Origin of the sequence: Antarcticirhabdus aurantiaca, assembly GCF_009765365.1 — a bacterium.
Lineage (GTDB): Bacteria > Pseudomonadota > Alphaproteobacteria > Rhizobiales > Rhizobiaceae > Antarcticirhabdus > Antarcticirhabdus aurantiaca.
In genome coordinates, this window is the sequence record NZ_VTOM01000006.1 from 21,054 (window position 1) to 46,864 (window position 25,811).

The following is a 25,811-nucleotide window of genomic DNA, read 5'->3' on the forward strand; positions in this document are numbered from 1 at the left end:
AGCGGCCTCAGACGCCCGAGAACAGCCACTCGTGCGGCTTCTCGTTGTGGAACTTCCAGGCCCGGTGCGGGCCGGCCATGACGTTGAGGTAGTAGCTGTCGTAGCCGTGGACGGTGGCGACGGGATGGTAGCCCTTCGGCACCAGCACGACGTCGCCGTCCTCCACCACCATCGCCTCGTCGAGCGCGCGCGCGCCGGTCTCGTCGGCGTCCGTGTAGACGCGCTGGAAGGCGTAGCCCTGGGGCGGGTTCAGGCGGTGGTAGTAGCTTTCCTCCAGGTAGCTCTCGCGCGGGAGGTCGTCCTGGTCATGCTTGTGCGGCGGGTATGACGAGGTATGGCCGCCCGGCGTGATCACCTCGACCACGAGGAGCTGGTTCGCCGCACCGTCGGTCTCGGGCATGATGTTGGTGACGTAGCGCGTGTTGGTGCCCTTGCCGCGGGTGGCCTGCGGATGGGTGCCGGGCGGGATCAGGCGGGCGGGAAAGTCGCCGCCGCCGGGCGCCGAGCAGAGGGCGAGCTCGGCATCCGTGGTCGCCTCGGCCGAGAAGCGCGAGCCCGCGGGAACGTAGAGCGCGTGGGGCGGGCCTTCGAAGGGGCTCATGCGCTCGCCGATCTCGCCGAAGTCACGACCGTCGACGGACACGCGCGCCTTGCCCGTGACGAGGACGAGGCAGACCTCGCGGTCGCCCGTTTCCGCCTCGACGCGGTTTCCGGGCTCCAGGCGGTGCAGGGCGAAACCGACATGTCCCCACCCCGCGCTTTGCGGCGTCACCTCGTGGACGAGCCCTCGCGCGGCTTGCGGCCTTACCTTCAGTTTCGACATGCTTCTCCCCTTTCGTGTTATGCGTGCGGACCGCGCGACGAGGCACGCCGTGCTTGCCCGAAGCTGTTTCAGCCAAAAATAGAACGAATGGTTGACGGGGCCAAGTCAATGAATTATTCATTCCATCACTGGAACGGCCGAACGATGTAAAATCAAGGCGCGGGAGAGGCGCCGACGGCCGGGTGGGAGGTTTGTCATGAAATTGCACGCGCTCGCCGCATCGCTGTCGCTCGCCGGGTCCCTGCTCGTTCCCGGGCTCGCCTCGGCCGAGCAGATCGGCGTCTCCGTGGCTCGCTTCGACAACACCTTCCAGACCATCGTGCGCAACGGCATGGAGGACGCGGCCGCCAAGCTCGACGGCGTCACCCTCCAGATGGAGGACGCGCAGAGCGATCCGAGCCGCCAGATGGACCAGATTCGCAACTTCATCTCGGCCGGCGTCGACGCGATCGTCGTCCTCGCGGTCGACTCGGACGGCACCGACGTCATCACCAAGATGGCGGAAGAAGCCAAGATCCCGTTGGTCTACGTGCTGCACCCGCCGGCCGACCCGGCGGCGCTGCCCGCCAACACCGCCTTCGTCGGCTCCAACGAGGTCGACTCGGGCACGCTCCAGGCGAAGGAAGTCTGCCGGCTGCTCGGCGGCAAGGGCGACGTCCTCCTGCTGATGGGGCCGCTCAACAACCATTCCTCGCTGATCCGCACCAAGGACGTCCACGACGTCCTCGCGACGGACGACTGCAAGGGCATGAGCATCGTCGAGGAGCAGAGCGCCAACTGGGACCGGCTCGAGGCCTCGAACATCATGACCAACTGGCTCTCGGCCGGCATGGGCTTCGACGCCGTGATCGCCAACAACGACGAGATGGCCATCGGCGCCATCCAGGCGATGAGCTCGGCCGGGCACGACATGAGCAAGGTGGTCGTCGCCGGCATCGACGCGACGCCGGACGGCCTGAAGGAGATGAAGGCCGGCAACCTCGAGGTCACCGTCTTCCAGGACGGCCTGTCCCAGGGCGCCGCGGCGGTGGACGCTGCGGTGAAGCTGGCGCGCGGCGAGGCCGTCGAGCGCAACATCTGGATCCCGTTCCAGCTCGTGACGCCCGAAACCATGGCCAAGTACGAGGCCGCCAACCGCTAGGCGGAGCCGCGCCGGCCGGAACGGCATCCGCGTTCCATCCGCCGGCATATGGAACATGCATTCCAATTCGGCCAACCCGTCCGGGGGGACGGGCGCCGTGATCATCGCCCGGCGTCGAGCGCGGGCTGCCGTTTCGCCCACCGGCGCGGCATCATCGGGAGGAGACACGCATGAAGAAGCTTCTGATCGGCACCGCCATGGCTGCCATGATCTCGGGCGCGGCCCATGCCGAGACCATCGGCGTGTCGATGGCGCTGTTCGACGACAACTTCCTGACCGTCCTGCGCGGCGGCATGCAGAGCCATGCCGACGGCATGGAGAACGTCACGCTGCAGATCGAGGACGCGCAGAACGACGTGTCCCGCCAGCAGAGCCAGATCCAGAACTTCATCGCCTCGGGCGTCGACGCGATCATCGTCAACCCGGTCGACACGGACGCCACGGCCGCCATCTCGAAGATCGCCGCCGACGCCAACATCCCGCTGGTCTACGTGAACCGCCAGCCGGCCAACGTCGACGAGCTGCCGGACCGCCAGGCCTTCGTCGCCTCCGACGAGAAGGAGTCCGGCACGCTGCAGACCCAGGAAGTCTGCAAGCTCCTGAACGGCAAGGGCAAGGCCGTGGTCATGATGGGCGAATTGTCCAACCAGGCCGCCCGCGTGCGCACCCAGGACATCAAGGACGTCATCGCCACCGACGCCTGCAAGGGCATCGAGATCGTCGAGGAGCAGACCGCCAACTGGTCGCGCACCCAGGGCGCCGACCTGATGACCAACTGGCTCTCGGCCGGCATCGAGTTCGACGCCGTGATCGCCAACAACGACGAGATGGCCATCGGCGCCATCCAGGCGCTGAAGTCGGGCGGGCGCTCGATGGACTCGGTGATCATCGCCGGCATCGACGCCACGCAGGACGCCCTCGCCGCGATGGAAGCCGGCGACCTCGACGTCACCGTCTTCCAGAACGCCGCCGGCCAGGGCCAGGGCGCGGTCGACGCGGCCCTGAAGCTCGCCCGCAACGAGCCGATCGAGAAGAAGACCTTCGTGCCCTTCGAGCTCGTCACCCCGGCCAATCTCGCCGAGTACCAGGCGAAGAACTGATCCGAACGGGCGGGCGCGCGTGACGAGCGCGCGCCCCCTTCCTCCGACCGTCAGCCGGCAAGGGACGACTTCGATGGTGCTCAGCCCGCAAACCATGGCGGCGGTCCGCCAGTCCGGCGCGATCCCCGGCGCCGAATACCTCCTTTCCGCCGAAGGTGTGCGCAAGGCCTTTCCCGGCGTCGTCGCGCTCGACGACGTGCAGTTCAAGCTGAAGCGCGGCACCGTCCACGCCCTGATGGGCGAGAACGGCGCGGGCAAATCCACGCTGATGAAGATCCTCGCCGGCATCTACCAGCCGGACGCGGGCGAGATCCGCATGAAGAACCAGGCGATCCGCCTGGCCTCGCCGCTCGATGCCCTGGAGAACGGCATCGCCATGATCCATCAGGAACTGAACCTGATGCCCTTCATGACGGTGGCCGAGAACATCTGGATCCGCCGCGAGCCCAAGAACCGCCTCGGCTTCGTCGATCACGGCGCGATGAACCGGCAGACCGCCGACCTCTTCCGCCGCCTCAACATCGGCCTCGACCCCGAGAGCCTGGTGGGCGAGCTGTCGGTGGCGAACCGGCAGATGGTCGAGATCGCCAAGGCGGTCTCCTACGAGAGCGACGTCCTGATCATGGACGAGCCGACCTCGGCGCTGACCGAGACGGAGGTCGAGCACCTCTTCACCATCATCCGCGACCTGCGCTCCCAGGGCATCGGCATCGTCTACATCACCCACAAGATGAACGAGCTGTTCGAGATCGCCGACGAGTTTTCGGTGTTTCGCGACGGCAAGTACATCGGCACGCACGCTTCCACCGACGTGACGCGCGACGACATCATCCGCATGATGGTCGGGCGCGAGATCACCCAGATGTTCCCGAAGGAAGAGGTGCCGATCGGCGACGTCCTCCTGAAGGTCGAGAACCTGACGCTCGACGGCGTCTTCCGCGACGTGTCCTTCGAGGTGCGCTCGGGCGAGATCCTCGGGCTTGCCGGCCTCGTCGGCTCGGGGCGCTCCAACGTCGCCGAGACGATCTTCGGCGTGACGCCCGCAACCTCCGGCACGATCTCGATCGACGGCCGCCAGGTCGACATCTCCTCCCCGACGGAGGCGATCCGCAACCGCATGGCCTTCCTCACCGAGGACCGCAAGGACACGGGCTGCTTCCTGCCGCTCGACATCCTGGAGAACATGCAGCTCGCCGTCCTCCAGGACCGCTACACGCGGGCCGGCTTCGTGCAGGAGGGCAAGCTCGCGCGCGACTGCCAGGAGATGAGCGCCAAGCTGCGGGTGAAGACGCCGAACCTCTACGAGCGCATCGAGAACCTTTCGGGCGGCAACCAGCAGAAGGTGCTGATCGGCCGCTGGCTGCTCACCAACCCGCGCATCCTGATCCTCGACGAGCCGACGCGCGGCATCGACGTCGGCGCCAAGGCCGAGATCCACCGCTTCGTCACCGAACTCGCCCGGCAGGGCGTGGCGGTGGTCATGATCTCCTCGGAGATGCCCGAGGTGCTCGGCATGAGCGACCGCGTGATGGTCATGCACGAGGGCCGCGTCACCGGCTTCCTCGACAGGGCCGAGGCCACGCAGGTCAGGGTGATGGAGCTCGCCGCGCAGTAGCGCGGGACCCCGGCCAAACGCATCCCAAGGACGACACGAACCCCGCCGCGCCGGGCGCCCGCCGCCCGATTTCTAGGAGGAGCACTCCCATGAGCAGCGACATCGCCAACCCGACCAACACGACCGCGGGGTCGGTCGCTGCCGGCGCCGGCACGACGCGCCCCGAGGCCATCCGCCGCCGGCGCATGCCGCCCGAGTTCAACATCTTCCTGGTGCTGATCGGCATCGCGCTGATCTACGAGCTGCTCGGCTGGACCATGATCGGCCAGAGCTTCCTCGGCAACCAGCAGCGCCTGACGATCATGATCCTGCAGGTGTCGGTGATCGGCATCATCGCGGTCGGCGTCACCCAGGTCATCATCACCGGCGGCATCGACCTGTCCTCCGGCTCGGTGGTGGGCCTCACCGCCATGATCGCGGCGAGCTTCGCCCAGGCCTCGACCTGGAGCCGGGCGCTCTATCCCGCCCTCACCGACCTGCCGGCGATCGTGCCGATCGCCATCGGCCTCGGCGTCGGCTTGGCGGCGGGCATCGTGAACGGGGTGCTCATCGCCTATACGAGGATCCCGCCCTTCATCGCCACGCTCGGCATGATGGTCTCGGCGCGCGGCCTGTCCAAGTGGTACACCAAGGGCCAGCCGGTCTCGGGCCTCACCGAGCAGTTCAACTTCATCGGCTCGGGCATCTGGCCGGTGATCGTCTTCCTCGCCGTCGCCGTGATCTTCCACGTCGCGCTGCGCTACACCCGCTACGGCAAGTTCACCTACGCCATCGGCGCCAACATGCAGGCGGCGCGCGTCTCGGGCATCAACGTCGAGCGCCACCTCGTGAAGGTCTACGCCATCGCCGGGCTCCTGGCGGGTCTCGCCGGCATCGTCACCGCCGCCCGCGCCCAGACCGCGCAGGCCGGCATGGGCATCTCCTACGAGCTCGACGCCATCGCCGCGGCCGTCATCGGCGGCACCTCGCTCACCGGCGGCGTCGGCCGGATCACCGGCACGGTGATCGGCACCATCATCCTCGGCATCATGACCTCCGGCTTCACCTTCCTCCGGGTCGACGCCTACTACCAGGAGATCGTGAAGGGCGTGATCATCGTCGCCGCGGTCGTCGCCGACGTCTACCGCCAGAAGAAGCGCGCCAAGCGCTGAGGACCACCTGGACGGGGCGGTGCCTCCCTGCCGTCCCGTCCCTTTTTCTCCGCCGTCTCAACTCCCATGAGGACTGCTCCGCCGTGACGCGCCTGTCTTTCGCCCTCAACCACATGGCCGCCCCCAAGCTGCCGCTCGACGCCTTCTTCGCGCTGGCGAGCCAGCTCGGCATGTCGGCGGTGGAGATCCGCAACGACCTCGCCGGCAACGCTATCGCCGACGGCACCTCGCCGCAGGCCGTGCGCGAGCTCGCCGAGCGGCACGGGCTCGAGATCCTCTCGATCAACGCGCTCTACCCCTTCAACATCTGGAACGGCGAGCGCGAGGCGGCCGCCGCCAAGCTCGCGGCCTATGCCCGCGACTGCGGCGCCAAGGGCCTCGTCCTAGTGCCGCTCAACGACGACACCAACGGCGAGGACGGCGTGCGCCAGCGCAACCTGCGCCAGGCGCTGGCGGGCCTCGCGCCCATCCTGTCGGATGCCGGAGTCACCGGCCTCGTTGAGCCGCTGGGCTTTCCGATCTGCTCGCTGCGCCTCAAGTCGGAAGCCGTCGAGGCGATCGGCGAGACGAAGGGCGGCGAGGTGTTCCGCCTCGTCCACGACACCTTCCACCACAGCCTGGCCGGCGAGGACCGGCTCTTCCCCGAGCTGACCGGCCTCGTCCACATCTCGGGCGTCGAGGATCCGGGTCTGGCGCTCGACGACATGCTCGACGCGCACCGCCTGCTCGTCGGCGAGAAGGACCGGCTCGACAATGTCGGGCAGATCCGCGCGCTCATGGCCGCCGGCTACAAGGGCGCCCTCTCCTTCGAGCCCTTCGCCGACGAGGTACGCGACGACGCCGACATCGCCGGCTCGCTGAAGCGCTCGGTCGACTTCATCGAAGCCAAGGTCTGAGAGGCCGGGCGATGAGCGGCAAGCCACGCCTGGGCGTCGGACTGATCGGCACGGGCTTCATGGGCAAGACCCATGGCCTGGCCTTCAACCTGGCGGCGCGCGCCTTCGACCTGCCGATGCGGGTCGAGCTCGCGGCGCTGGCCGACATCCGGCTGGATGCCGCTCGGGCCGCGGCCGACCGGCTGGGCTTTTCGCGGGCGACGGACGACTGGCGCGATCTCCTGACCGACCCGTCGGTGCAGGTGATCGCGATCACGACGCCGAACGCGCTGCACAAGGAGATGGCGCTCGCCGCCATCGCGGCGGGTCGCCACGTTTACTGCGAGAAGCCGCTCGCCCCGACGCTCGCCGACTGCCGCGAGATGACGGACGCGGCCGAGCGCGCGGGGCTCGTGACGCAGGTCGGCTTCAATTATCTCCGCAACCCGCTGATCGCGCTCGCCAAGGACATCATCGACTCCGGCGAGATCGGTGAGATCCGCTCGGTGCGGGCGATCCACGCCGAGGACTTCATGGCGGACGCGACCATCCCCTGGAGCTGGCGCCTCGATCCGGCCGGCGGCGGCGGGGCGATCGCCGACATCGGCAGCCACATCGTGGCGGCGCTGCGCCACCTCGTCGGGCCGGTGCGGCGGGTGCTCGGCCAGCTCTCGACGCATGTCGCGCAGCGGCCGGTCGCGCGCGGCTCGGCCGAGACGCGGGCCGTCGAGGTCGACGACGTGGCGCGGGCACTCCTCGATTTCGAGAGCGGCGCAAGCGGCTCTTTCGAGGCGAACTGGATCGCGACCGGGCGCCACATGCAGCACGATTTCGAGATCTACGGCTCGAAGGGCTCGCTCGCCTTCACCCAGGAGCGGATGAACGAGATCAGGCTCTTCAAGGTCGGCGAGCCGGATGTGACCCGCGGCTTCAAGACGATCTGGAGCGGGCCGGCGCACGAGCCCTACGGCGCCTTCTGCGTCGCGCCCGGCCACCACATCGGCTTCAACGAGCTGAAGGCGATCGAGGTCAAGGAGCTGGTCGAGGCCATCGCTGGCGGCGCCAAGCCCGCGACGGACTTCCGCGAGGCGAGCGAGGTCGAGCGGGTGATGGCGGCGGTGCAGCGCTCGGCGGCGGAATCGCGCTGGGTCGAGCTGGACTGAGCGGCCGGCCGCGCGGCGGCTGGCGGAACATGGACGGAATGGATATTCCATGGCGAGCTTTTCCATCGCGCACGAGCGCGGCGCCGAGCGCCCCCGGAGATCCAGCCGCAGCATGCCGTCCACCCCGCTTGACCCGTCCGAAACCACGCTTCCCGCCGACTTCGAGCAGTTGAAGATCGAGATCCTTCAGCGCAATGCGGGGCTTCCCAAGCGCCTGCGCGAGGTCGCGGCCTACGCGCTGCAGAACCCCGACGACATCGCCTTCGGCACCGTCGCCTCGATCGCGCAGGCCGCCAACGTCCAGCCCTCGACGCTGGTGCGCTTCGCCCAGTCGCTCGGCTTCGAGGGCTTCTCCTCGCTGCAGGCGCTGTTTCGCGACCGCCTGCGCGAGCGCCATCCCGTCTACACCGACCGCTTGAAGGCGCTCCAGGGCGAAGATTCCGAGCCGCCCTCGATCCTTCTCGGCTTCGTCGCCGCGGCCAAGACCTCGCTCGACCGGCTGGCGACGGGCGTCGACCTCGAAGCCTTTCAGCGCGCGGTCAAGCTTCTGGCGGGCGCGCGCACGATCTACCTCGTCGCCAAGCGCCGCTCCTATCCGATCGGCGTCTACATGGCCTACGCCTTCGGCAAGCTCGGCGTTCGCTGCCAGCTGGTGGGAACGGCGGCCGGCATCGACGAGGACATCCTGGCGCTGGCCGAAAAGGACGACGCGGCCTTCGCCGTGTCCTTTTCGCCCTACGCCTCCGAGACCGTCGCGCAGGCGCGCAGCCTGTCGCGGCGGGGCGTGCCGGTGGTGGCGCTGACCGACTCGGCCTTCTCGCCGCTGGTGGAGTCCTCGACCGAGTGGTTCGAACTCGCCGAGGCGGACCATGCGGGCTTTCGCCTGCTGTCGGCCTCCATGGCCTTCGCCATGGCGCTCACCGTCGCGGTGGCCGAGGAGCGGCAGGCGCGGGCGGAAGAATAATTCAGAACAAATAATCCATCTTGAAATAGAATGGATTATTTGTTCTATAACGACGAACCCATAGGGAGGAGCCGACGTGAGCGAGACCCAGAAGACCCTCGACATCGTGGCGATCGGGCGCGCCTCCGTCGATCTCTACGGCCAGCAGATCGGCACCCGACTGGAAGACGTCGCGAGCTTCGCGAAGTCGGTCGGCGGCTGCCCGACCAACATCGCCGTCGGCACCGCCCGCCTCGGTCTGAAGAGCGCGCTCCTCACCCGCGTCGGCAACGAGCAGATGGGCCGCTTCATCCGCGAGCAGCTCGCCCGCGAAGGCGTCGAGACGAAGGGGATCGTCACCGATCCCGAGCGGCTGACGGCCCTCGCCATCCTTTCCGTCGAGAGCGACAAGAGCTTCCCGCTCCTGTTCTACCGCGACAACTGCGCCGACAACGCGCTCTGCGAGGACGACGTCGACGAGGCGCTGATCGCCTCCTCGCGCGCGGTGCTCGTTACCGGCACGCATTTCTCCAAGCCGAACACCGATGCCGCGCAGCGCAAGGCCATGCGCCTCGCGAAAGCCAGTGGCGGGCGGATCGTCCTCGACATCGACTACCGGCCGAACCTTTGGGGCCTTGCCGGCCACGACGCGGGCGACAACCGCTACATCGCCTCGGCCGCCGTGTCCGACCACATGAAGACGGTGCTGGCCGACTGCGACCTCATCGTCGGCACCGAAGAAGAGGTGCTGATCGCCTCGGGCGAGGACGACCTTCTCGCGGCGCTGAAGACCATCCGCGCCCTGTCCAAGGCGACCATCGTCCTCAAGCGCGGGCCGATGGGCTGCATCGTTTATGACGGCGCGATCTCGGACGACCTGGAGGACGGGATCGTCGGGCGCGGCTTCCCGATCGAGGTCTACAACGTTCTCGGTGCCGGCGACGCCTTCATGTCCGGCTTCCTGCGCGGCTGGCTGCGCGGCGAGCCGCACGAGACGGCGGCGACCTGGGCGAACGCCTGCGGCGCCTTCGCGGTCTCGCGCCTCCTCTGCGCGCCGGAGATCCCGACCTTCACCGAGCTGCAGTTCTTCCTGGAGCATGGCAGCCCCGAGCGGGCATTGCGCAAGGACGCCGCGATCAACCACGTCCACTGGGCGACGACGCGCCGGCGCGAGATCCCGCAGGTGATGGCGCTCGCCTTCGACCACCGCATGCAGGTCGAGGACCTCGCGGAGGGCGACGCGGACAAGCTTTCCCGCATCCCCGCCTTCAAGGTGCTGGCCGTGGAAGCCGCCACGCGCGTCGCCGACGGGCGCTCGGGCTTCGGCATGCTGCTCGACGACAAGCACGGCCGCGAGGCGCTGTTCGCCGCGGCCAAGGCGCCGGGCTTCTGGATCGGCAAGCCGATCGAGGATCCGGGCTCGCGCCCGCTTCGCTTCGAGTTCGGGCAGGACCTGGGAAGCCGCCTGATCGACTGGCCGGTGGACCACTGCGTCAAGGTTCTGTGCTTCTACCATCCCGACGATCCGGCCGAGCTGAAGGCGACGCAGATCGACAAGCTGCGCCAGGCCTACGAGGCGGCCCGCAAGATCGGCCGCGAGATCCTGATCGAGATCATCGCCGGCAAGAACGGCAAGCTCGGCGACGACACGATCGCCCGCGCGCTGACCGAGCTCTACGATGCCGGCCTCAAGCCCGACTGGTGGAAGCTGGAGCCGCAGGCGAGCACGGCCGCCTGGGAGGCGATCGACCGGGTGATCGCGAGCCGCGACCCCTTCTGCCGCGGCGTCATGCTGCTGGGACTGGAAGCCTCGATCGAGAGCCTGGCGGAAGGCTTCGCCGCGGCCAAGAGCGTGTCCTCGGTCAAGGGCTTCGCGGTGGGACGGACGATCTGGGTGGACGCGGCGCGCAAGTGGCTCGCCGGGGAGATCGACGACGAGGCGGCGGTGGCCGACATGGCGGGGCGCTTCCGCCAGCTCACCGACCTCTGGTCGGCGCCGAAGAAGACGCTGGCCGCCTGAAACGGCTCGCAGCCTGACGACGAATGGGATGCGGCCGGCCTTCGGGCGCCGCGGGAGGAGATGAGGCCATGACGGCTCGGACGGTTCGCCTGACCATGGCGCAGGCGGTTGCGCGCTTCCTGACGCGCCAGATGACGGTGGTGGACGGCAAGACGGTGCCGATCTTCGGCGGCGTCTTCGCGATCTTCGGCCACGGCAACGTCGCCGGCATCGGCGAGGCGCTGTACGGCGTGAAGGACGAGATCACCACCTATCGCGCCCAGAACGAGCAGGGCATGGCGAACGCGGCGGTCGCCTTCGCGAAGGCCAGCTTCCGCCGCCGCTTCATGGCCTGCACGACCTCGATCGGGCCGGGCGCGCTCAACATGGTGACGACGGCGGCGCTCGCCCACGCCAACCGCCTCCCCGTCCTGCTCCTGCCCGGCGACGTCTTCGCCAACCGGCTGCCGGACCCGGTGCTCCAGCAGGTCGAGGACTTCAACGACGGCACGGTCTCGGCCACCGACTGTTTCCGCCCCGTGTCGCGCTACTTCGACCGGATCACCCGGCCCGAGCAGATCGTCCCCGCGCTGCGCCGGGCGATGCAGGTCCTGACCGATCCGGCCGAGTGCGGCCCGGTGACGCTGGCGCTCTGCCAGGACGTCCAGGCCGAGGCCTTCGACTATCCCGAGAGCTTCTTCGCCGAGAAGGTCTGGGTGCCCCGTCGCGCCCGGCCGGACGAGGCGGAGGTCGAGGCGGCCGTCGAGCTGATCCGGGCGGCCAGGAAGCCGGTGGTGGTCGCCGGCGGCGGCGTTCTCTATTCCGGCGCGACGCAGGCTCTGAAGGCCTTCGCCGAGAGCCACGGCATCCCCGTCACCGAGACGCATGGCGGCAAGTCGGCGCTGCCCCATTCCCACGGCCTCAACATGGGCGCGATCGGCGTCACCGGCTCCTCGGCCTCGAACGTGCTTGCGGCCGACACCGACCTGATCCTCGCGGTCGGCACGCGCCTCGCCGACTTCACCACGGGCTCCTGGGCGCTGTTCCGCAACCCGGACCTCAAGATCGTCGGGTTGAACGTCCAGCCCTTCGACGCGGCCAAGCACGACGCGCAGGCCGTGGTCTGCGACGCGCTGGCCGGCATCGAGGCATTGGAGGAGAAGCTCGGCGGCTGGCAGGTCGACCCGACCTGGACGGGGAAGGCCGAGGACGCCAAGCGCGAATGGATGGAGGCGACGAACGCGGCGATCGCCCCGACCAACGCGGCGCTGCCCTCCGACGCGCAGGTGATCGGCGCCGTGCACCGCGCCCGCAACTCGAACGACACCGTGCTCGTCTGCGCCGCCGGCGGACTGCCGGGCGAGCTGCACAAGCTCTGGCAGGCCGAGGCGCCGGGCGGCTACCACATGGAATACGGCTTCTCGACCATGGGCTACGAGGTCGCCGGCGGCTTCGGCGTGAAGCTCGCCCATCCCGAGAAGGACGTCATCGTGATGGTCGGCGACGGCTCCTACATGATGCTGAACTCGGAGATCTACTCCGCCGCGATGGTGGGCGCCGGGTACACGATCGTCGTCCTCGACAATCGCGGCTATGCCTGCATCAACCGCCTGCAGATGGAATGCGGCGGCGCCAACTTCAACAACATGCTGGACGACACCTTCCACGTCGAGCTGCCCCAGATCGATTTTGCCGCGCACGCCGCGGCCATGGGCGCGGTCTCGCGGAAGGTCGCCTCGATCGCCGAGCTCGAGCAGGCGCTGAAGGACACCAAGAACGAGAGCCGGCCGGTCGTCCTCGTCATCGACACCGACCACCTGATCACGACCACGGCCGGCGGCCACTGGTGGGACGTCGCGGTGCCGGAAGTGTCCGAGCGCGCGCAAGTTGTCGAGGCGCGCCGCGGCTACGAGAAAGCGCGCGCCTTCCAGCGGGTGGGGTGAGACGCTTCCGCCGCGCGTCCGAACGAGACGCCCTACCCCTCTCCCGCCCACGGGAACGGGTGCCCCGAAGGGGCGGGTGAGGGTTTTTCCAGAAGGCGCTGCGGCTGGAGACCCTCATCCGCCTGCCGGCACCTTCTCCCGAAACGGGAGAAGGAGGCAGCTTCGCCCACCCCATTCAATCCCATCATCCGCAAGGTCTCTTCCATGATCCGCTACGGCACGAACCCCATCGCCTGGACCAACGACGACGACTGGTCGATCGGCGGACACCTGACCCTCGAGGACTGCCTGTCCGACTGCCAGCGCATCGGCTTCGACGGGATCGAGAAGGGGCACCTGATGCCCTCCGACCCGCAGGAGCTGAAGGACAAGCTCGCCGAGTACGGGCTCGTCTTCGTCTCGGGCTGGCACTCCACCAACCTCCTCGTCAACGACGTCGAGGCGGAGAAGGCGGCGATCCAGCCGCATCTCGACCTCCTGAAGGCCAACGGCTCGACCGTCTGCATCGTGTGCGAGTGCTCGAACACGATCCACGGCGACGACACCAAGGCCGTGATCCGCGACCGACCGGTCCTGAGCGAGGCCGAGTTCCGCGACTTCGGGGCGAAGCTGGAGCAGCTGGCGGCCTATACGGCCGAACAGGGCATCGACCTCGTCTACCACCACCACATGGGCTCCATCGTCCAAACCGGCGAGGAGATCGACCGGCTGATGGCGGCCACCGGCCCGGCGACGAAGCTCCTCCTCGACACGGGCCACGCCTGGTTCGGCGGCTCCGACCCGGTCGAGGTGGCGAAGAAGCATATGGGCCGCGTGCGCCACATCCACTGCAAGAACGTGCGCCCCGACATCGCGCAGGAGGTTCGCTCCGAGAACCTGTCCTTCCTGGAAGGCGTGCGGCGCGGCGTCTTCACCGTGCCGGGCGACGCGGAAGGCGCGGTCGACTTCGTGCCGGTGCTGAAGGTCGCGGCCGAGCACAACTATTCCGGATGGCTCGTCATCGAGGCCGAGCAGGACTCGGCCGTGCGCAACCCCTTCGAATACCAGTCGCTCGGGCACCGCTCGCTGAAGGGCTTCGCCCGCGAGGCCGGGCTCGACCAGAGCTGACGACGAGACCGGGAGGAGACCAGCCATGAAGATCGCCCTCGACCCCTACATGCACCGGCACCTGCCGCTGGATGCGCTGTGCCGCAAGGCCGCCGAGCTCGGCTACGAATACATCGAGATGAGCCCGCGCGAGGACTTCCTGCCCTGGTGGGTGCGCCCGCGCGCCCACAAGGAACGGGTGGCCGAGTTCAAGAAGGCCCTTTCCGACCACGGCGTGAAGCTCGCCTCGGTGCTCCCGATGTATCGCTGGGCGAGCCCGCACGAGGACGAGCGCATAGCTGCGGTCGGCTACTGGAAGGAAGCCATCCGCGCGACCGTCGCGATGGACTGCGACACGATGAACTCCGAGTTCGGGCGCGGCCCCTCGCCCGACCGCTCGCACCGCTCCAACTGCTGCGGCGGCCACTTCAGCCACGAGCACTCCGAGGCCGCCTGGTGGCGCTCGATGGAGGAGCTGGTGCCGGTCTTCGAGAAGGAGGGCGTGACCCTCAACATGGAGCCGCACCCGGAGGACTGGTGCGAAACGCTCCACCCGGCGATCGACATGCTGAAGACGATCGGCTCCGACAACGTCAAGTTCCTCTACTGCGCGCCGCACACCTTCCACTTCGGCGACGACATGGCGCAGATGATCCGCGACGCCGGGCCGCTGATCGCCCACGTCCACGTCGCCGACACCTACAACCACCGGGCGTCGTCCGGCCTCCGCTACATCGTCAACCCGCCGGGCGCGAAGGTGACGATCCACCAGCACATGGACATCGGCAACGGCGAGATCGACTGGGACGTGTTCTTCTCGTCCCTGGCCGCCGTCGGCTTCGACGGCATCGTCACGGCCTGCGTCTTCGGCTGGGAGGAGCGGGCGGACGCCTCCGGGCGCTTCATGCGCGAGCGCATCCAGCACTACATCGACAAGCACTTTGGAAAGTGAGCGACATGACCCTCAATATCGGCGTCATCGGAACAGGCGCGATCGGCCGCGAGCACATGCGGCGCATCACGCAGGTCCTGTCGGGAGCGCGCATCTCGGCCGTGACCGACGTTAACCGCGCGGCGGCGGAGAGCGCCATCGCGCCCCTCGGGCTCGAGGCGGAAATCTTCCTGACCGGGCCGGACCTCATCGCCAGCCCCTCGGTGGACGCGGTGCTCGTCACCTCCTTCGGTGCCGCGCACGAGCCGGACGTCCTCGCCGCCGTGAAGGCGGGCAAGCCGGTCTTCTGCGAGAAGCCGCTGGCGACGACGGCGCAGGGCTGCCGCAACATCGTCGAGGCCGAGGTCGCCGGCGGGCGCCGCCTCGTGCAGGTCGGCTTCATGCGCCGCTACGACGCGGGCTACCGCATGCTGCGCAAGATCATCGCCGAGGACGGTATCGGCGCGCCGCTGATGGTCCACGCCGCCCACCGCAACCCGGGCGTCGGCACGAACTACGTGACCGAGATGGCCATCCACGACACGCTGATCCACGAGATCGACGTGCTGCGTTGGCTGCTCGACGACGACTACAAGACCGTGCAGGTGGTTTATCCCCGCCGCTCGCCGAATGCGCACGAGAACCTGCGCGACCCGCAGATCGTTTTGATCGAGACGGCGAAGGGCGTGCGCATCGACGTCGAGATCTTCGTCAACTGCGTCTACGGCTACGACATCCAGTGCGAGGTCGTCGGCGAGACGGGTCTGGCCAAGCTCCCCGAGCCGATGTCGATCCAGACGCGCTCCAAGGCGCGCCTGTCCAACGAGATCCTGACCGACTGGAAGGACCGCTTCATCGACGCCTACGACGTCGAGCTGCGCGACTTCATCGAGGCCGCCTCGAAGGGTACGGCCGCGGGCCCGAGCTCCTGGGACGGCTACGCCGCGGCGGTGGCGGCCGACGCTTGCGTCGAGGCGCAGAAGTCGGGCCAGATCGTGCCGGTGACCATGCCGGAGAAGCCGGCCTTCTATAACTTCTGAAATCCCGACGCCGCCGTCTTCGGACGGGGTGCCTCCCCTCTCCCTTGGGAGCGGGAGGAGATCACAGCGACCGCCGCGCGTTTTCCCGAACGCGCGGCGGTTCGCGTTTTCAGCGGAAGACGTCCTCGTCCGCCTTCACGACCTCGGCGATGTAGTCTGCGACGGCGCGGATGCGGGCCTGGCCTCGCGAGGTCTCGTGGAAGGCGAGCCAGTATTCGCGCTCGATGCGGTGCTCGGGCAGGACCGGCTCGAGGTCCAGACGGCGCGCGGCGACGAAGGCGTGGAGGATGCCGATGCCGGCCCCCGCGGCCACCGCCTCGAACTGGCCGAGCGCGGAGGAGATTTCCAGGCGGCTCCGCCAGTCGGCGGCGATCTCGGCGGCGTAATGCAGCGAGGGCGAGAAGACGAGGTCGTCGACGTAGCCGACGAGCCGGTGATGCTGGAGGTCCGCCGCAGTTTCGGGGCGGCCGAAGCGGTCGAGATAGGCGCGGGACGCGTAGAGGCCGAGGGCGTAGGGGACGAGGCGGCGGGCGACGAGGCGGCCCTGGCTCGGGCGCTCGACCGTGATCGCGATGTCGGCCTCGCGCCGGGAGATCGAAAAGGCCTGGGGCACGGGCACGAGCTGGACGGTGAGGCTCGGATGGCGCTCGATCAGCGCGGTCAGGCGGGGCGCGAGGAAGGCGGCGCCGAAGCCGTCGGGCGCGCCGATGCGCACCGTGCCGGCAAGGCCCGTTTCCGCTTCCGCCAGGCTCGCGCGGGCCGCCGCCATCTCGGCTTCCATCCGCTCGGCGAAGGCGAGAAAGGCGCCGCCCTCGCGCGTCAGGACGCAGCCGCTGGGGCGGCGCTCGAACAGGCGGTGGCCGAGCGAGGCTTCGAGCGCGTCGAGGCGCCGGCCGACGGTGGCGTGGTTCAGCCCGAGGCGGCGCGAGGCCGCGAGGATCTGCCCGGCACGGGCGGTGGCGAGGAAGACGCGCAGGTCGTCCCAGTCGGTTTCGGGGGCAGGACTCGATTTCATGCACAATGGATGCGCATGGGTTCTGCTTGCGTTCAAGTGCTGCGAAGCGCAAACCCTCGTCCAGACGAAAGCCAGCGGAGGAACAGGCATGAACGAGATCGGGCACTTCATCGACGGCGCGCGCGTGGCCGGCACCAGCGGCCGGCAGGCCGACGTCTTCAACCCCGCGACCGGCCAGGTGTCGGCGCGCCTGTCGCTCGCCAGCGAGGCCGAGCTTCAGACGGCCGTCGACGCGGCGAAGGCCGCGCAGCCCAAGTGGGCGGCGACCAACCCGCAGCGCCGCGCCCGCGTCTTCATCCGCTACGTCGAGCTCCTCAACGCCCACATGGACGAGCTCGCCGAGCTCCTGTCGGCCGAGCACGGCAAGACCGTTGAGGACTCCAAGGGCGACATCATCCGCGGCCTCGAGGTCTGCGAGTTCGTGATCGGCATCCCGCACCTCATCAAGGGCGAGTTCACCGAAGGCGCCGGGCCGGGCATCGACATGTACTCGATGCGTCAGCCGGTCGGCATCGGCGCGGGCATCACGCCCTTCAACTTCCCGGCCATGATCCCGATGTGGATGTTCGCTCCGGCCATCGCCTGCGGCAACGCCTTCATCCTGAAGCCCTCCGAGCGCGATCCATCCGTGCCGATGCGCCTCGCCGAGCTGATGATGGAAGCCGGCCTGCCCAAGGGCATCCTCCAGGTCGTCAACGGCGACGCCTCCGCCGTCGAGGCGATCCTGAAGCATCCCGACATCGGCGCGGTGTCCTTCGTCGGCTCGACCCCGATCGCGGCGCACGTCTATGCCGAGGCGACGCGCCACGGCAAGCGGGCCCACACCTTCGGCGGCGCCAAGAACCACATGATCATCATGCCCGACGCCGACCTCGATCAGGCGGCCAACGCGCTGATCGGCGCGGGCTACGGCTCGGCCGGCGAGCGCTGCATGGCGATCTCGGTGGCCGTGCCCGTCGGCGAGAAGACGGCGGACGCGCTCGTCGAGAAGCTGATCCCGAAGATCGAGGCGCTGAAGATCGGCCCCTACACCGACTCGGCCGCCGATTACGGCCCGGTGGTGACCAAGGCGAGCCAGCAGAAGATCCTCGGCCTCATCGACAAGGGCGTCGAGGAGGGTGCCAAGCTCGTCGTCGACGGCCGCGGCTTCAAGATGCAGGGCTACGAGGACGGCTTCTTCGTCGGCTCGTGCCTGTTCGACCACGTCACGCCGGACATGGACATCTACAAGCAGGAGATCTTCGGCCCCGTCCTCTCGGTGGTGCGCGCCAAGACCTACGAGGACGCGCTCGACCTGCCGACGCGCCATGAATACGGCAACGGCGTCGCGATCTTCACCCGCGACGGCGACGCGGCGCGCGACTTCGCCGCCCGCGTGCCGGTCGGCATGATCGGCATCAACGTGCCGATCCCGACCCCGCTCGCCTACCACTCCTTCGGCGGCTGGAAGCGCTCCTCCTTCGGCGACCTCAACCAGCACGGTCCGGACTCGATCAAGTTCTGGACCCGCACCAAGACGGTGACGAGCCGCTGGCCGAGCGGCATCAAGGAGGGCGCCGAGTTCTCCATGCCCGTGATGCGCTAAGCCCAACGACGTGTTTTGAACGATGGACGGCGAGGGCCGGCGGAGCGATCCGCCGGCCCTTCGTTCGTCGCGGGAGAGGTTTTGCAACGTTTCGCAATGCCGGGCTCACGCCCCTTTGCTCGCGGTAGGGTTGCCGTTCGGCGATCGAGCGGCAAATCTCGTGCTGCAACGCACACGAGACCGAATCGAGGGACCTTTCGATGCACTCGACCTCCCGCGCCGCCCCGCCAGCCAAGGGCCTGTCCGACACGCCGGCCGGCTACGGCCTCGTGTCGCGATCGCTGCATTGGTTGATGGCGCTCCTGATCGTCTGGCAGTTCACGTCGGCGCTGCTGCGCGTCTTCGCCGAGGACACGGCCATCGAGGGCTTCTTCTGGTCGACGCACTACTCCGTCGGCTTCACGATCTACGTCCTTGCGGTGGTTCGAGGCATCTGGGGCCTCGCCAACCTGAAGCGGCGGCCGTCGCATGGCGGCTCGCTCCTCGACCGAGCGGCGCCGCTCGGGCATCTGGCGATGTACGTCCTGATGATCGTCGTGCCGTTCCTCGCCATCCTGCGCGCCGCCGGAGGCGGGCGGGGCCTCTCGGTCTACGGGCTGCAGCTCGTCGCCCCCGGCGGCGAGCCGAACCCGATGCTGACCGAGCCGGCCAACGCGCTGCACGGCCTTCTCGGCTGGGTGCTCCTGGCGCTGATCGTCGGGCACGTCGCCATGGCGCTGATCCACGGCCTCGTCTGGCGGGACGCGACGCTCGACCGCATGACCCGCGGCGGCAGCGACAAGCCGGCACCGGGCGCCGCCTAGGGACGCCGACGGTCATGTACGGGCTGATGCGCTCCGACGGATCGGACCGGAACAGACGGTTCGCGGCAACGCGCGCCGTCTCGCCGCGTTCAGCGCGGCGCCGCGCTGGCCAGGCGCACGCCGGCGCCCGGATCCTCCGCTCCCTCCCCGGCAGCCGCGATCAGCACGACGCCAGCCCCCTCGAAGGCTTCGACGATGAGCTGCTCGGAGGAGCGGTTGAGGTGGTGGCGTTCCTTCTCGAAGTCGCGCACGGTCGAGCGCGACACGCCCGCCGCCTCGGCGAGCTGCTCCTGCGTCCAGTCCAGAAGGCCGCGAGCGGCCCGACACTGCTCGGGCGTCAGATTCATCGGATTGGCACCTTGAATACGGCAGCATAGTCAACCATATTGGGCGAGCTTTAGCAACAATCCGGTCTGAAGGCCCCACGCAAGGAGGCAGATCCCGCCCATGCTGGACGAGTACCTGCTTCTCGTTCTCCTCCTCCTGCCCTTCCTGGGAAGCGTCGCGGCCCTGATCCTGCCGACGGACGCGCGCGGCGTGAACGCCGTTCTGGCGGGCTCGGTGGCGCTGGCCGGCCTTCTCGCCACGATCGCGCTCTATCCCGCGGTGACGAACGGCGGCGTCGTCTCCTGGCGCATCGGCTGGATGCCGAGCTTCGGCCTCGACTTCGTCCTGCGCATCGACGGCCTCGCCTGGCTCTTCTGCCTGCTCGTCACCGGCATCGGCCTCCTCGTCGTCATCTATGCCCGCTACTACATGTCGCCGGACGACCCGGTGGCGCGCTTCTTCGCCTTCTTTCTCGCCTTCATGGGGGCGATGCTCGGCGTCGTCCTGTCCGGCAACATCGTCCAGATCGTCTTCTTCTGGGAGCTGACGAGCCTCTTCTCGTTCCTCCTCATCGGCTACTGGCACCACAACCTCGCCGCCCGCGACGGGGCGCGCATGGCGCTGACGGTGACGGGGATGGGCGGCCTGGCGCTTCTCGCCGGCACGCTGATGCTCGGCCACATCGTCGGATCCTACGACCTCGACGCGGTGCTGGCCGCCGGCGCCCGCGTCCAGGCGCACGAGCTCTACACGCCCACGCTCGTCCTCATTCTCATCGGCGCGCTGGCCAAGAGCGCGCAGTTCCCGTTCCACTTCTGGCTGCCCCAGGCCATGGCCGCCCCGACGCCGGTCTCGGCCTACCTCCATTCGGCGACCATGGTGAAGGCGGGCGTCTTCCTTCTCGCCCGCTACTGGCCGGTTCTCGCCGAGACCGAGACCTGGTTCTACATCGTCTGCTCGTCGGGCCTGATCACCCTCGTCCTCGGCGCCTGGATCGCGATCTTCCAGCAGGACCTCAAAGGCCTCCTCGCTTATTCCACGATCAGCCATCTCGGGCTCATCACCGTGCTTCTGGGCCTCGGCAGCCCGCTCGGGGCGATCGCGGCGACCTTCCACATCCTCAACCACGCGACCTTCAAGGCCTCGCTGTTCATGGCGGCGGGCATCATCGACCACGAGACCGGCACGCGCGACATGCGCCGCCTGTCGGGCCTCTACCGCTTCATGCCGGTGACCGCGACGCTCGCCATGGTCGCCTGCGCCGCCATGGCCGGCGTGCCGCTGCTCAACGGCTTCATCTCCAAGGAGATGTTCTTCGCCGAGGCCGTGGAGTTCCACCAGGGCTCGCTTCTCGACCGGTCCCTGCCCTACGCCGCGACGCTCGCCGGCGCCTTCTCGGTAGCCTATTCCATCGGCTTCATGCACCGCGTCTTCTTCGGCCCGCCGCCGACGGACGTGCCCAAGGTGCCGCACGAGCCGCCGCGCCTCATGCGCTTTCCCGTCGAGTTCCTGGTCGTTCTCTGCCTCGTGGTCGGCATCGTGCCGGCGCTGGCGGTCGGCGGCATCCTGAACACGGCGGCGCAGGCCGTGGTCGGACGCGACCTGCCCTACTACTCGCTCTCGCTCTGGCACGGCTTCAACGAGCCGCTGATGATGAGCATCATCGCCATGGTCAGCGGCGTGATCCTGTACCTCCTGCTGCGCCGTACGCTCGAATCCGGCGTCGAGGGGCCGCCGCTGCTGCGCCGCCTCAACGCGCCGCGCATCTTCGAGGCTGTGCTCGTCACCGTGTCCTGGCGCTGGGCCCGCACGCTGGAAGGCTGGGTCGAAACGCGCCGCCTGCAGCCGCAGATGCGCCTTCTCGTCGGCGCCGCGCTTCTGGCGGGCGTCGCCCCGATCGCCACCCACGGCTTCGGCTCGCGCCAGGAATGGCCGATCGACATCGACGCGCCCTTCGCCCTTCTCTGGCTGATCGGCATCGTCTGCGCCATCGGCGCCGCGCTCAGCGCCAAGTTCCACCGCCTCGCCGCCCTCGTTCTCCTCGGCGGCGCCGGCCTCGTCACCTGCGTGACCTTCGTCTGGCTCTCGGCCCCCGACCTCGCCATCACCCAGCTGCTCGTCGAGGTGGTGACGACCGTGCTCCTGCTTCTCGGCCTGCGCTGGCTGCCCAAGCGCGTGCGCGGCCACGACGGCGACGAATCCACGAGCATCGTCGCGCGCCTGCGCCGCTCGCGCGACCTCGTTCTCGCGGTCTGCGCCGGCCTCGGCACGGCGGTGGTCGCCTTCGCCGTGATGAACCGGCCGCTGACCGACTCCATCGCCGGCTTCTTCCTGGAGCGGGCCTATTCGGAGGGCGGCGGCACCAACGTCGTCAACGTCATCCTCGTCGACTTCCGCGGCTTCGACACCTTCGGCGAGATCGTCGTGCTCGCCGCCGTCAGCCTCACCGTCTTCGCGCTTCTTCTGCGCTTCCGGCCGGCTGCCGATTCCCGGCAGATGCCCGAGCAGCAGCGGCTCCAGAACGAGCTGGACGAAGCGGCGGAAGGGCGAGAGGCCGGCGACACGGTGGCCGACGCGCTGCTCGTGCCGAGCGTCATCATGCGCTTGATGTTCCCGCTGATCGGGACGCTCGCCGTCTACTTCTTCCTGCGCGGCCACGACCTTCCCGGCGGCGGCTTCGCGGCGGGCGTCACGATGTCGATCGGCTTCATCCTGCAATACATGGCGGGGGGAACGCGCTGGGTGGAAGCGCGCCTGCGCATCCGGCCCGTGCGCTGGATGGCCTTCGGCCTCCTGCTCTCGCTCGTCACGGGCGCAGGCGCCTGGGTCTTCGGCTATCCCTTCCTGACCTCCTTCTTCCAGTACACGGACATCCCCTTCATCGGCGAGGTGCCGACCGCGAGCGCCCTCCTCTTCGACCTCGGCGTCTTCGCCCTCGTCGTCGGCGCGACGGTTCTGATGCTCATCGCCATCGCCCACCAGTCGATCCGCGCGCCGCGCGTCGCACGGTCGCCGGGTGCCCAACCCCCGCCCGTCGGGTCAGAGACCGGAGGCCGCTGATGGAACTCGTTCTTGCCGCCGCCATCGGCGTCCTCGTGGGTTCCGGCGTCTGGCTGATCCTGCGCCCGCGCACCTATCAGGTGATCATCGGCCTCTCGCTGATCTCCTACGGGGTGAACCTCTTCATCTTCTCGATGGGTCTCGGCAAGCCGATGCTCGGCCTGCCGCCGATCCTCGAAAAGGGCGAGGCCGGCGCCCTCGGAATTCATGCCGACCCCCTGCCGCAAGCCCTCGTCCTCACCGCGATCGTCATCGGCTTCGCCATGACGGCGCTGTTTCTCGTCGTGCTGCTCGCCGCGCGCGGCCTCACCGGCACCGACCATGTCGACGGGCGGGAGAGCGGCTCGTGAGCGGCTTTCTCGCCCATCTTCCGGTCCTGCCGATCCTCGTGCCGCTTGCCGGGGCGGCGATCATGCTGTTCTTCGACGAGCGGCGTCGGCGGCTGAAGGCCCGCATCAACGTCGCGACCACCATCGTCCTCGCCCTCGCTTCCCTGGCGCTCCTCGTCGAGACGGCGGCCGATCCGAACACCGCCCAGGTCTACCGCCTCGGCGACTGGCCGGCGCCCTTCGCCATCGTTCTCGTCGCCGACCCCTTGGCGTCCCTGATGGTGATGCTGACGAGCCTCCTCGCGCTCGCCAGCCTCACCTTCTCGCTCGCCCGCTGGCACCGCTCCGGCGCGCACTTCCACTCGCTGTTCCAGATCCTCCTGATGGGCCTCAACGGCTCGTTCCTGACCGGCGACCTGTTCAACCTCTTCGTGTTCTTCGAGATCATGCTGGCGGCCTCCTTCGGCCTGCTGCTGCACGGCTCGGGCGCCCCGCGCATCCGCGCGAGCCTCCAGTACATCGCGATCAACCTCGCGGCCTCCTCGCTCTTCCTTCTCGGGGTGAGCCTCATCTACGGCGTCACCGGCACGCTCAACATGGCGGACCTGAGCCTGCGCATGGCGATGGTGGCGCCCGGCGACCGGACGCTCCTGGAGGCCGGCGCGGCGCTCCTGTCGGTCTCCTTCCTCGTGAAGGCCGGCATGTGGCCGCTGTGCTTCTGGCTGCCGCAGGCCTATTCGGTGGCCTCGGCGCCGGTCGCGGCGATCTTCGTGATCACCTCCAAGGTCGGCATCGCCGTGATCCTGCGCTTGTCGCTGCTGATCTTCGGGCAGGAAGCGAGCTTCGGCTCGGAGGTGCTGCTCGCCGGGGGATTGGCCACCATCGCCTTCGGGGCGATCGGCGTCCTCGCCTCGCAGGCCATGGGCCGCATCGCCAGCTTCTCGGTTCTCGTCTCGTCGGGCACGCTTCTCGCCGCGATCGGCTTTTCCAGCCCCGCGGTGACGGCCGGCGCGCTCTTCTACCTCGTCTCCTCGACGCTCACGATCTGCGCCTTCTTTCTCCTCATCGAACTCGTGGAGCGCGGCCGCGAGCCGGGCGCCGACGTCTTCGCCGTGACGGCCGAGGCCTACGGCCTCGACGAGCCGGACGAGGAGGAGGTGCTGCACGAGAGCGAGGAGGTCGGCGTCGCGATCCCCGCGACCATCGCCTTCCTCGGCATCGGCTTCTTCGCCTGCGCCCTCCTGATCGCCGGCCTGCCGCCCCTGTCGGGCTTCGTCGCCAAGGTCGCGATGCTGACCGCCGTCCTCAACCCCGCCGGCTTCGGTGCCGAGAGCGCGAATGCCCCCGTCGGGGTCTGGGGCTGGAGCTTCGTCGCACTCCTGATCCTGTCGGGCCTCGCCACGCTTCTCGCCATGCTGCGCACCGGCATCCGCATCTTCTGGGTGCCGAACGAGGGATCCATGGTCCAGCGCGTGCGCGTCATCGAATACGCGCCCGTGGTCGGCCTCCTCGCGCTCTGCGTCGCCATGACCGCCGCGGGCGAGCCGGTCATGTCCTTCATGCGGGCCGCCGCGACCGCGGTCCATGCGCCGGACGCCTATGTCAGGGGCGTCCTGCCCGACGGCTCGCCGGCCGTGCCGGACGGCGAGAACGAGAACGGCGTGGAGGCGATCCAATGATGGCGCGCGTCTTCGCCTATCCCCGCCTGTCGGTGTTCGTGCTGATCGTCTGGCTGACGCTGAACCAGAGCATCTCGCCGGGACAGATCATCATCGGCACCGCGCTCGGCCTCTTCGCCGCCGTGACCCTGTCGGCGCTCCAGCAGCCGGGCCTTCGCGCCGGCAATCCGGTCGCGATCCTGCGCCTGGTCGGCTTCGTCGGCTTGGAGATCGTGCGCTCCAACATCGCCGTCGCCCGCATCGTCCTGCGACCGCGCGCCGAGCGGCGCTCCGGCTTCCTCACGATCAAGCTGGAGATCGACGACCCTTATGCCCTGACCGTCCTCGCCTGCATCCTCACGGCCACGCCCGGCAGCCTGTGGGTCAACTACGACCCGCGCACCGGCCTCCTCTTGCTCCACGTCCTCGACCTCATCGACGAGGCGGAATGGGCCAGCATCGTGGCGGGCTACGAGGCGCGCCTGAAGGAGATCTTCCGATGAGCCTCGTCATCCTCAGCTGGTCGATCACGATCGCCCAGGTCATGCTGGGCCTGGCCTGCGCCTGCGCCACCTCCCGCATCCTGGCCGGCCCCCGCGCCCAGGACCGCATCCTCGGCCTCGACACGCTCTACGTGACGATCATGCTGGTGCTTCTCACCTTCGGCATCCGCTCGGGCACCAACATCTTCTTCGAGGCCGCCCTCGTCATCGCCGTGCTCGGCTTCGTCGGCACCGTGGCGCTGGCCAAATTCCTGATGCGCGGCGAGGTGATCGAATGAGCGGCCTGACCGACCTGCCGCTCTGGGCGGCCATCCTCGTCTCGATCTTCGTCCTGGCCGGTTCGGCGATGACGCTGATCGGCGCGCTCGGCCTGCTGCGCTTCCGGACCTTCTACGAGCGCGTCCACGCCCCGACGCTCGGCGCCAGTCTCGGAACGGTCGGCGTGCTCGCGGCCTCCATGCTGTTCTTCTCGGTGACGCGCGAGCGCGTCGTCGTTCACGAGGTTCTGATCTTCCTGTTCATCACCATGACGACGCCGGTGACCCTGATGCTGCTGACGCGCTCGGCCCTTTATCGCGACCGGGCCGAAGGGCAGGACGACCTGCCCGACGTGAGGTCGGTGGAAGACCGCTGACGTCGCGGCGATTCATCCTAGGGTCGGAATAAATCAGAATGAATTATTTTTAAGCTGCCGCGGCATCTGCGATCCTGTAGAAGCTGC

23 protein-coding genes are annotated in these 25,811 nt (G+C 68.7%); 20 read left to right on the plus strand and 3 right to left on the minus strand.

Translation table 11 applies throughout. The features are described from left to right. Nucleotides 1-7: 7 nt before the first annotated feature. Entirely contained in the window at nt 8-823 is an 816-nt protein-coding gene (gene iolB, locus FZN60_RS08525) for a 5-deoxy-glucuronate isomerase (RefSeq protein WP_158873055.1), read from the minus strand. 196 nt (nt 824-1,019) lie between these two features. Between iolB and FZN60_RS08530 the strand changes: the two genes are divergently transcribed. The 12 genes from FZN60_RS08530 (at nt 1,020) to iolG (ending at nt 15,810) form a co-directional block, all read left to right on the plus strand. Further along, a complete protein-coding gene (locus tag FZN60_RS08530) occupies nt 1,020-1,964 on the plus strand; it encodes a sugar ABC transporter substrate-binding protein (protein WP_158873056.1) in 945 nt (314 codons plus the stop codon). Between the two features lie 170 nt (nt 1,965-2,134). Beyond that, nucleotides 2,135-3,064 carry a sugar ABC transporter substrate-binding protein gene (locus tag FZN60_RS08535; RefSeq protein ID WP_158873057.1) on the plus strand — a complete coding sequence of 310 codons (930 nt, stop codon included), beginning with the start codon at nt 2,135-2,137 and terminating at the stop codon, nt 3,062-3,064. A gap of 73 nt (nt 3,065-3,137) precedes the next feature. Further along, nucleotides 3,138-4,679 carry a sugar ABC transporter ATP-binding protein gene (locus FZN60_RS08540; RefSeq protein ID WP_158873058.1) on the plus strand — a complete coding sequence of 514 codons (1,542 nt, stop codon included), beginning with the start codon at nt 3,138-3,140 and terminating at the stop codon, nt 4,677-4,679. A 185-nt stretch (nt 4,680-4,864) separates the two neighbouring features. Then, complete coding sequence (locus FZN60_RS08545; RefSeq protein ID WP_246726680.1) at nt 4,865-5,830, plus strand: ABC transporter permease; 966 nt, start codon at nt 4,865-4,867, stop codon at nt 5,828-5,830. Between the two features lie 83 nt (nt 5,831-5,913). Then, complete coding sequence (locus FZN60_RS08550) at nt 5,914-6,726, plus strand: TIM barrel protein (RefSeq protein WP_158873060.1); 813 nt, start codon at nt 5,914-5,916, stop codon at nt 6,724-6,726. Nucleotides 6,727-6,737: 11 nt separating this feature from the next. After that, nucleotides 6,738-7,868 (plus strand): Gfo/Idh/MocA family protein, encoded by a 1,131-nt coding sequence (locus tag FZN60_RS08555; RefSeq protein WP_158873061.1) that lies wholly within the window; start codon nt 6,738-6,740, stop codon nt 7,866-7,868. A gap of 112 nt (nt 7,869-7,980) precedes the next feature. Further along, on the plus strand, nt 7,981-8,832 hold the full coding sequence (locus tag FZN60_RS08560; protein ID WP_158873286.1) for a MurR/RpiR family transcriptional regulator: 852 nt from the start codon (nt 7,981-7,983) through the stop codon (nt 8,830-8,832). A 76-nt stretch (nt 8,833-8,908) separates the two neighbouring features. After that, nucleotides 8,909-10,831 carry a bifunctional 5-dehydro-2-deoxygluconokinase/5-dehydro-2-deoxyphosphogluconate aldolase gene (locus FZN60_RS08565; protein ID WP_158873062.1) on the plus strand — a complete coding sequence of 641 codons (1,923 nt, stop codon included), beginning with the start codon at nt 8,909-8,911 and terminating at the stop codon, nt 10,829-10,831. Between the two features lie 68 nt (nt 10,832-10,899). Continuing rightward, nucleotides 10,900-12,753, plus strand: a complete 1,854-nt coding sequence (iolD, locus tag FZN60_RS08570) for a 3D-(3,5/4)-trihydroxycyclohexane-1,2-dione acylhydrolase (decyclizing) (protein ID WP_158873063.1) — start codon at nt 10,900-10,902, stop codon at nt 12,751-12,753. Between the two features lie 204 nt (nt 12,754-12,957). Next, nucleotides 12,958-13,860, plus strand: a complete 903-nt coding sequence (gene iolE, locus FZN60_RS08575) for a myo-inosose-2 dehydratase (RefSeq protein ID WP_158873064.1) — start codon at nt 12,958-12,960, stop codon at nt 13,858-13,860. Between the two features lie 25 nt (nt 13,861-13,885). Next, nucleotides 13,886-14,791, plus strand: a complete 906-nt coding sequence (locus FZN60_RS08580) for a sugar phosphate isomerase/epimerase family protein (RefSeq protein ID WP_158873065.1) — start codon at nt 13,886-13,888, stop codon at nt 14,789-14,791. A 5-nt stretch (nt 14,792-14,796) separates the two neighbouring features. Next, nucleotides 14,797-15,810 (plus strand): bifunctional inositol 2-dehydrogenase/D-chiro-inositol 1-dehydrogenase, encoded by a 1,014-nt coding sequence (iolG, locus tag FZN60_RS08585; protein ID WP_158873066.1) that lies wholly within the window; start codon nt 14,797-14,799, stop codon nt 15,808-15,810. A 109-nt stretch (nt 15,811-15,919) separates the two neighbouring features. Here iolG and FZN60_RS08590 read toward each other — a convergent pair whose 3' ends face one another. Then, nucleotides 15,920-16,825, minus strand: coding sequence for a LysR family transcriptional regulator (locus FZN60_RS08590; RefSeq protein ID WP_158873067.1), 906 nt, complete (start codon nt 16,823-16,825; stop codon nt 15,920-15,922). Nucleotides 16,826-16,913: 88 nt separating this feature from the next. Between FZN60_RS08590 and FZN60_RS08595 the strand changes: the two genes are divergently transcribed. Next, the gene (locus tag FZN60_RS08595) at nt 16,914-18,410 is read left to right on the plus strand and encodes a CoA-acylating methylmalonate-semialdehyde dehydrogenase (RefSeq protein WP_158873068.1); all 1,497 of its coding nucleotides are present in this window, start codon (nt 16,914-16,916) and stop codon (nt 18,408-18,410) included. Nucleotides 18,411-18,610: 200 nt separating this feature from the next. Further along, nucleotides 18,611-19,213 carry a cytochrome b gene (locus FZN60_RS08600; protein WP_158873069.1) on the plus strand — a complete coding sequence of 201 codons (603 nt, stop codon included), beginning with the start codon at nt 18,611-18,613 and terminating at the stop codon, nt 19,211-19,213. A gap of 89 nt (nt 19,214-19,302) precedes the next feature. Here FZN60_RS08600 and FZN60_RS08605 read toward each other — a convergent pair whose 3' ends face one another. Beyond that, the gene (locus FZN60_RS08605) at nt 19,303-19,560 is read right to left on the minus strand and encodes a helix-turn-helix transcriptional regulator (RefSeq protein ID WP_158873070.1); all 258 of its coding nucleotides are present in this window, start codon (nt 19,558-19,560) and stop codon (nt 19,303-19,305) included. A gap of 100 nt (nt 19,561-19,660) precedes the next feature. On the opposite strand from FZN60_RS08605, the gene FZN60_RS08610 reads away from it, so the two are divergent. Genes FZN60_RS08610 through mnhG form a run of 6 tightly spaced genes read left to right on the plus strand, consistent with a single transcriptional unit; the run spans nt 19,661 to nt 25,724 of the window. Beyond that, complete coding sequence (locus FZN60_RS08610) at nt 19,661-22,600, plus strand: monovalent cation/H+ antiporter subunit A (protein ID WP_158873071.1); 2,940 nt, start codon at nt 19,661-19,663, stop codon at nt 22,598-22,600. After that, on the plus strand, nt 22,600-22,950 hold the full coding sequence (locus FZN60_RS08615; RefSeq protein ID WP_158873072.1) for a Na+/H+ antiporter subunit C: 351 nt from the start codon (nt 22,600-22,602) through the stop codon (nt 22,948-22,950). The genes FZN60_RS08610 and FZN60_RS08615 overlap by 1 nt, the downstream gene beginning before the upstream one ends. After that, nucleotides 22,947-24,608 (plus strand): monovalent cation/H+ antiporter subunit D, encoded by a 1,662-nt coding sequence (locus FZN60_RS08620; protein ID WP_158873073.1) that lies wholly within the window; start codon nt 22,947-22,949, stop codon nt 24,606-24,608. The genes FZN60_RS08615 and FZN60_RS08620 overlap by 4 nt, the downstream gene beginning before the upstream one ends. Then, entirely contained in the window at nt 24,605-25,090 is a 486-nt protein-coding gene (locus FZN60_RS08625) for a Na+/H+ antiporter subunit E (protein WP_246726668.1), read from the plus strand. The genes FZN60_RS08620 and FZN60_RS08625 overlap by 4 nt, the downstream gene beginning before the upstream one ends. Further along, the gene (locus FZN60_RS08630; protein WP_158873074.1) at nt 25,087-25,368 is read left to right on the plus strand and encodes a K+/H+ antiporter subunit F; all 282 of its coding nucleotides are present in this window, start codon (nt 25,087-25,089) and stop codon (nt 25,366-25,368) included. The genes FZN60_RS08625 and FZN60_RS08630 overlap by 4 nt, the downstream gene beginning before the upstream one ends. After that, on the plus strand, nt 25,365-25,724 hold the full coding sequence (gene mnhG / locus FZN60_RS08635; protein ID WP_158873075.1) for a monovalent cation/H(+) antiporter subunit G: 360 nt from the start codon (nt 25,365-25,367) through the stop codon (nt 25,722-25,724). Before FZN60_RS08630 ends, mnhG begins: the two co-directional genes overlap by 4 nt. Nucleotides 25,725-25,811 lie beyond the last annotated feature (87 nt).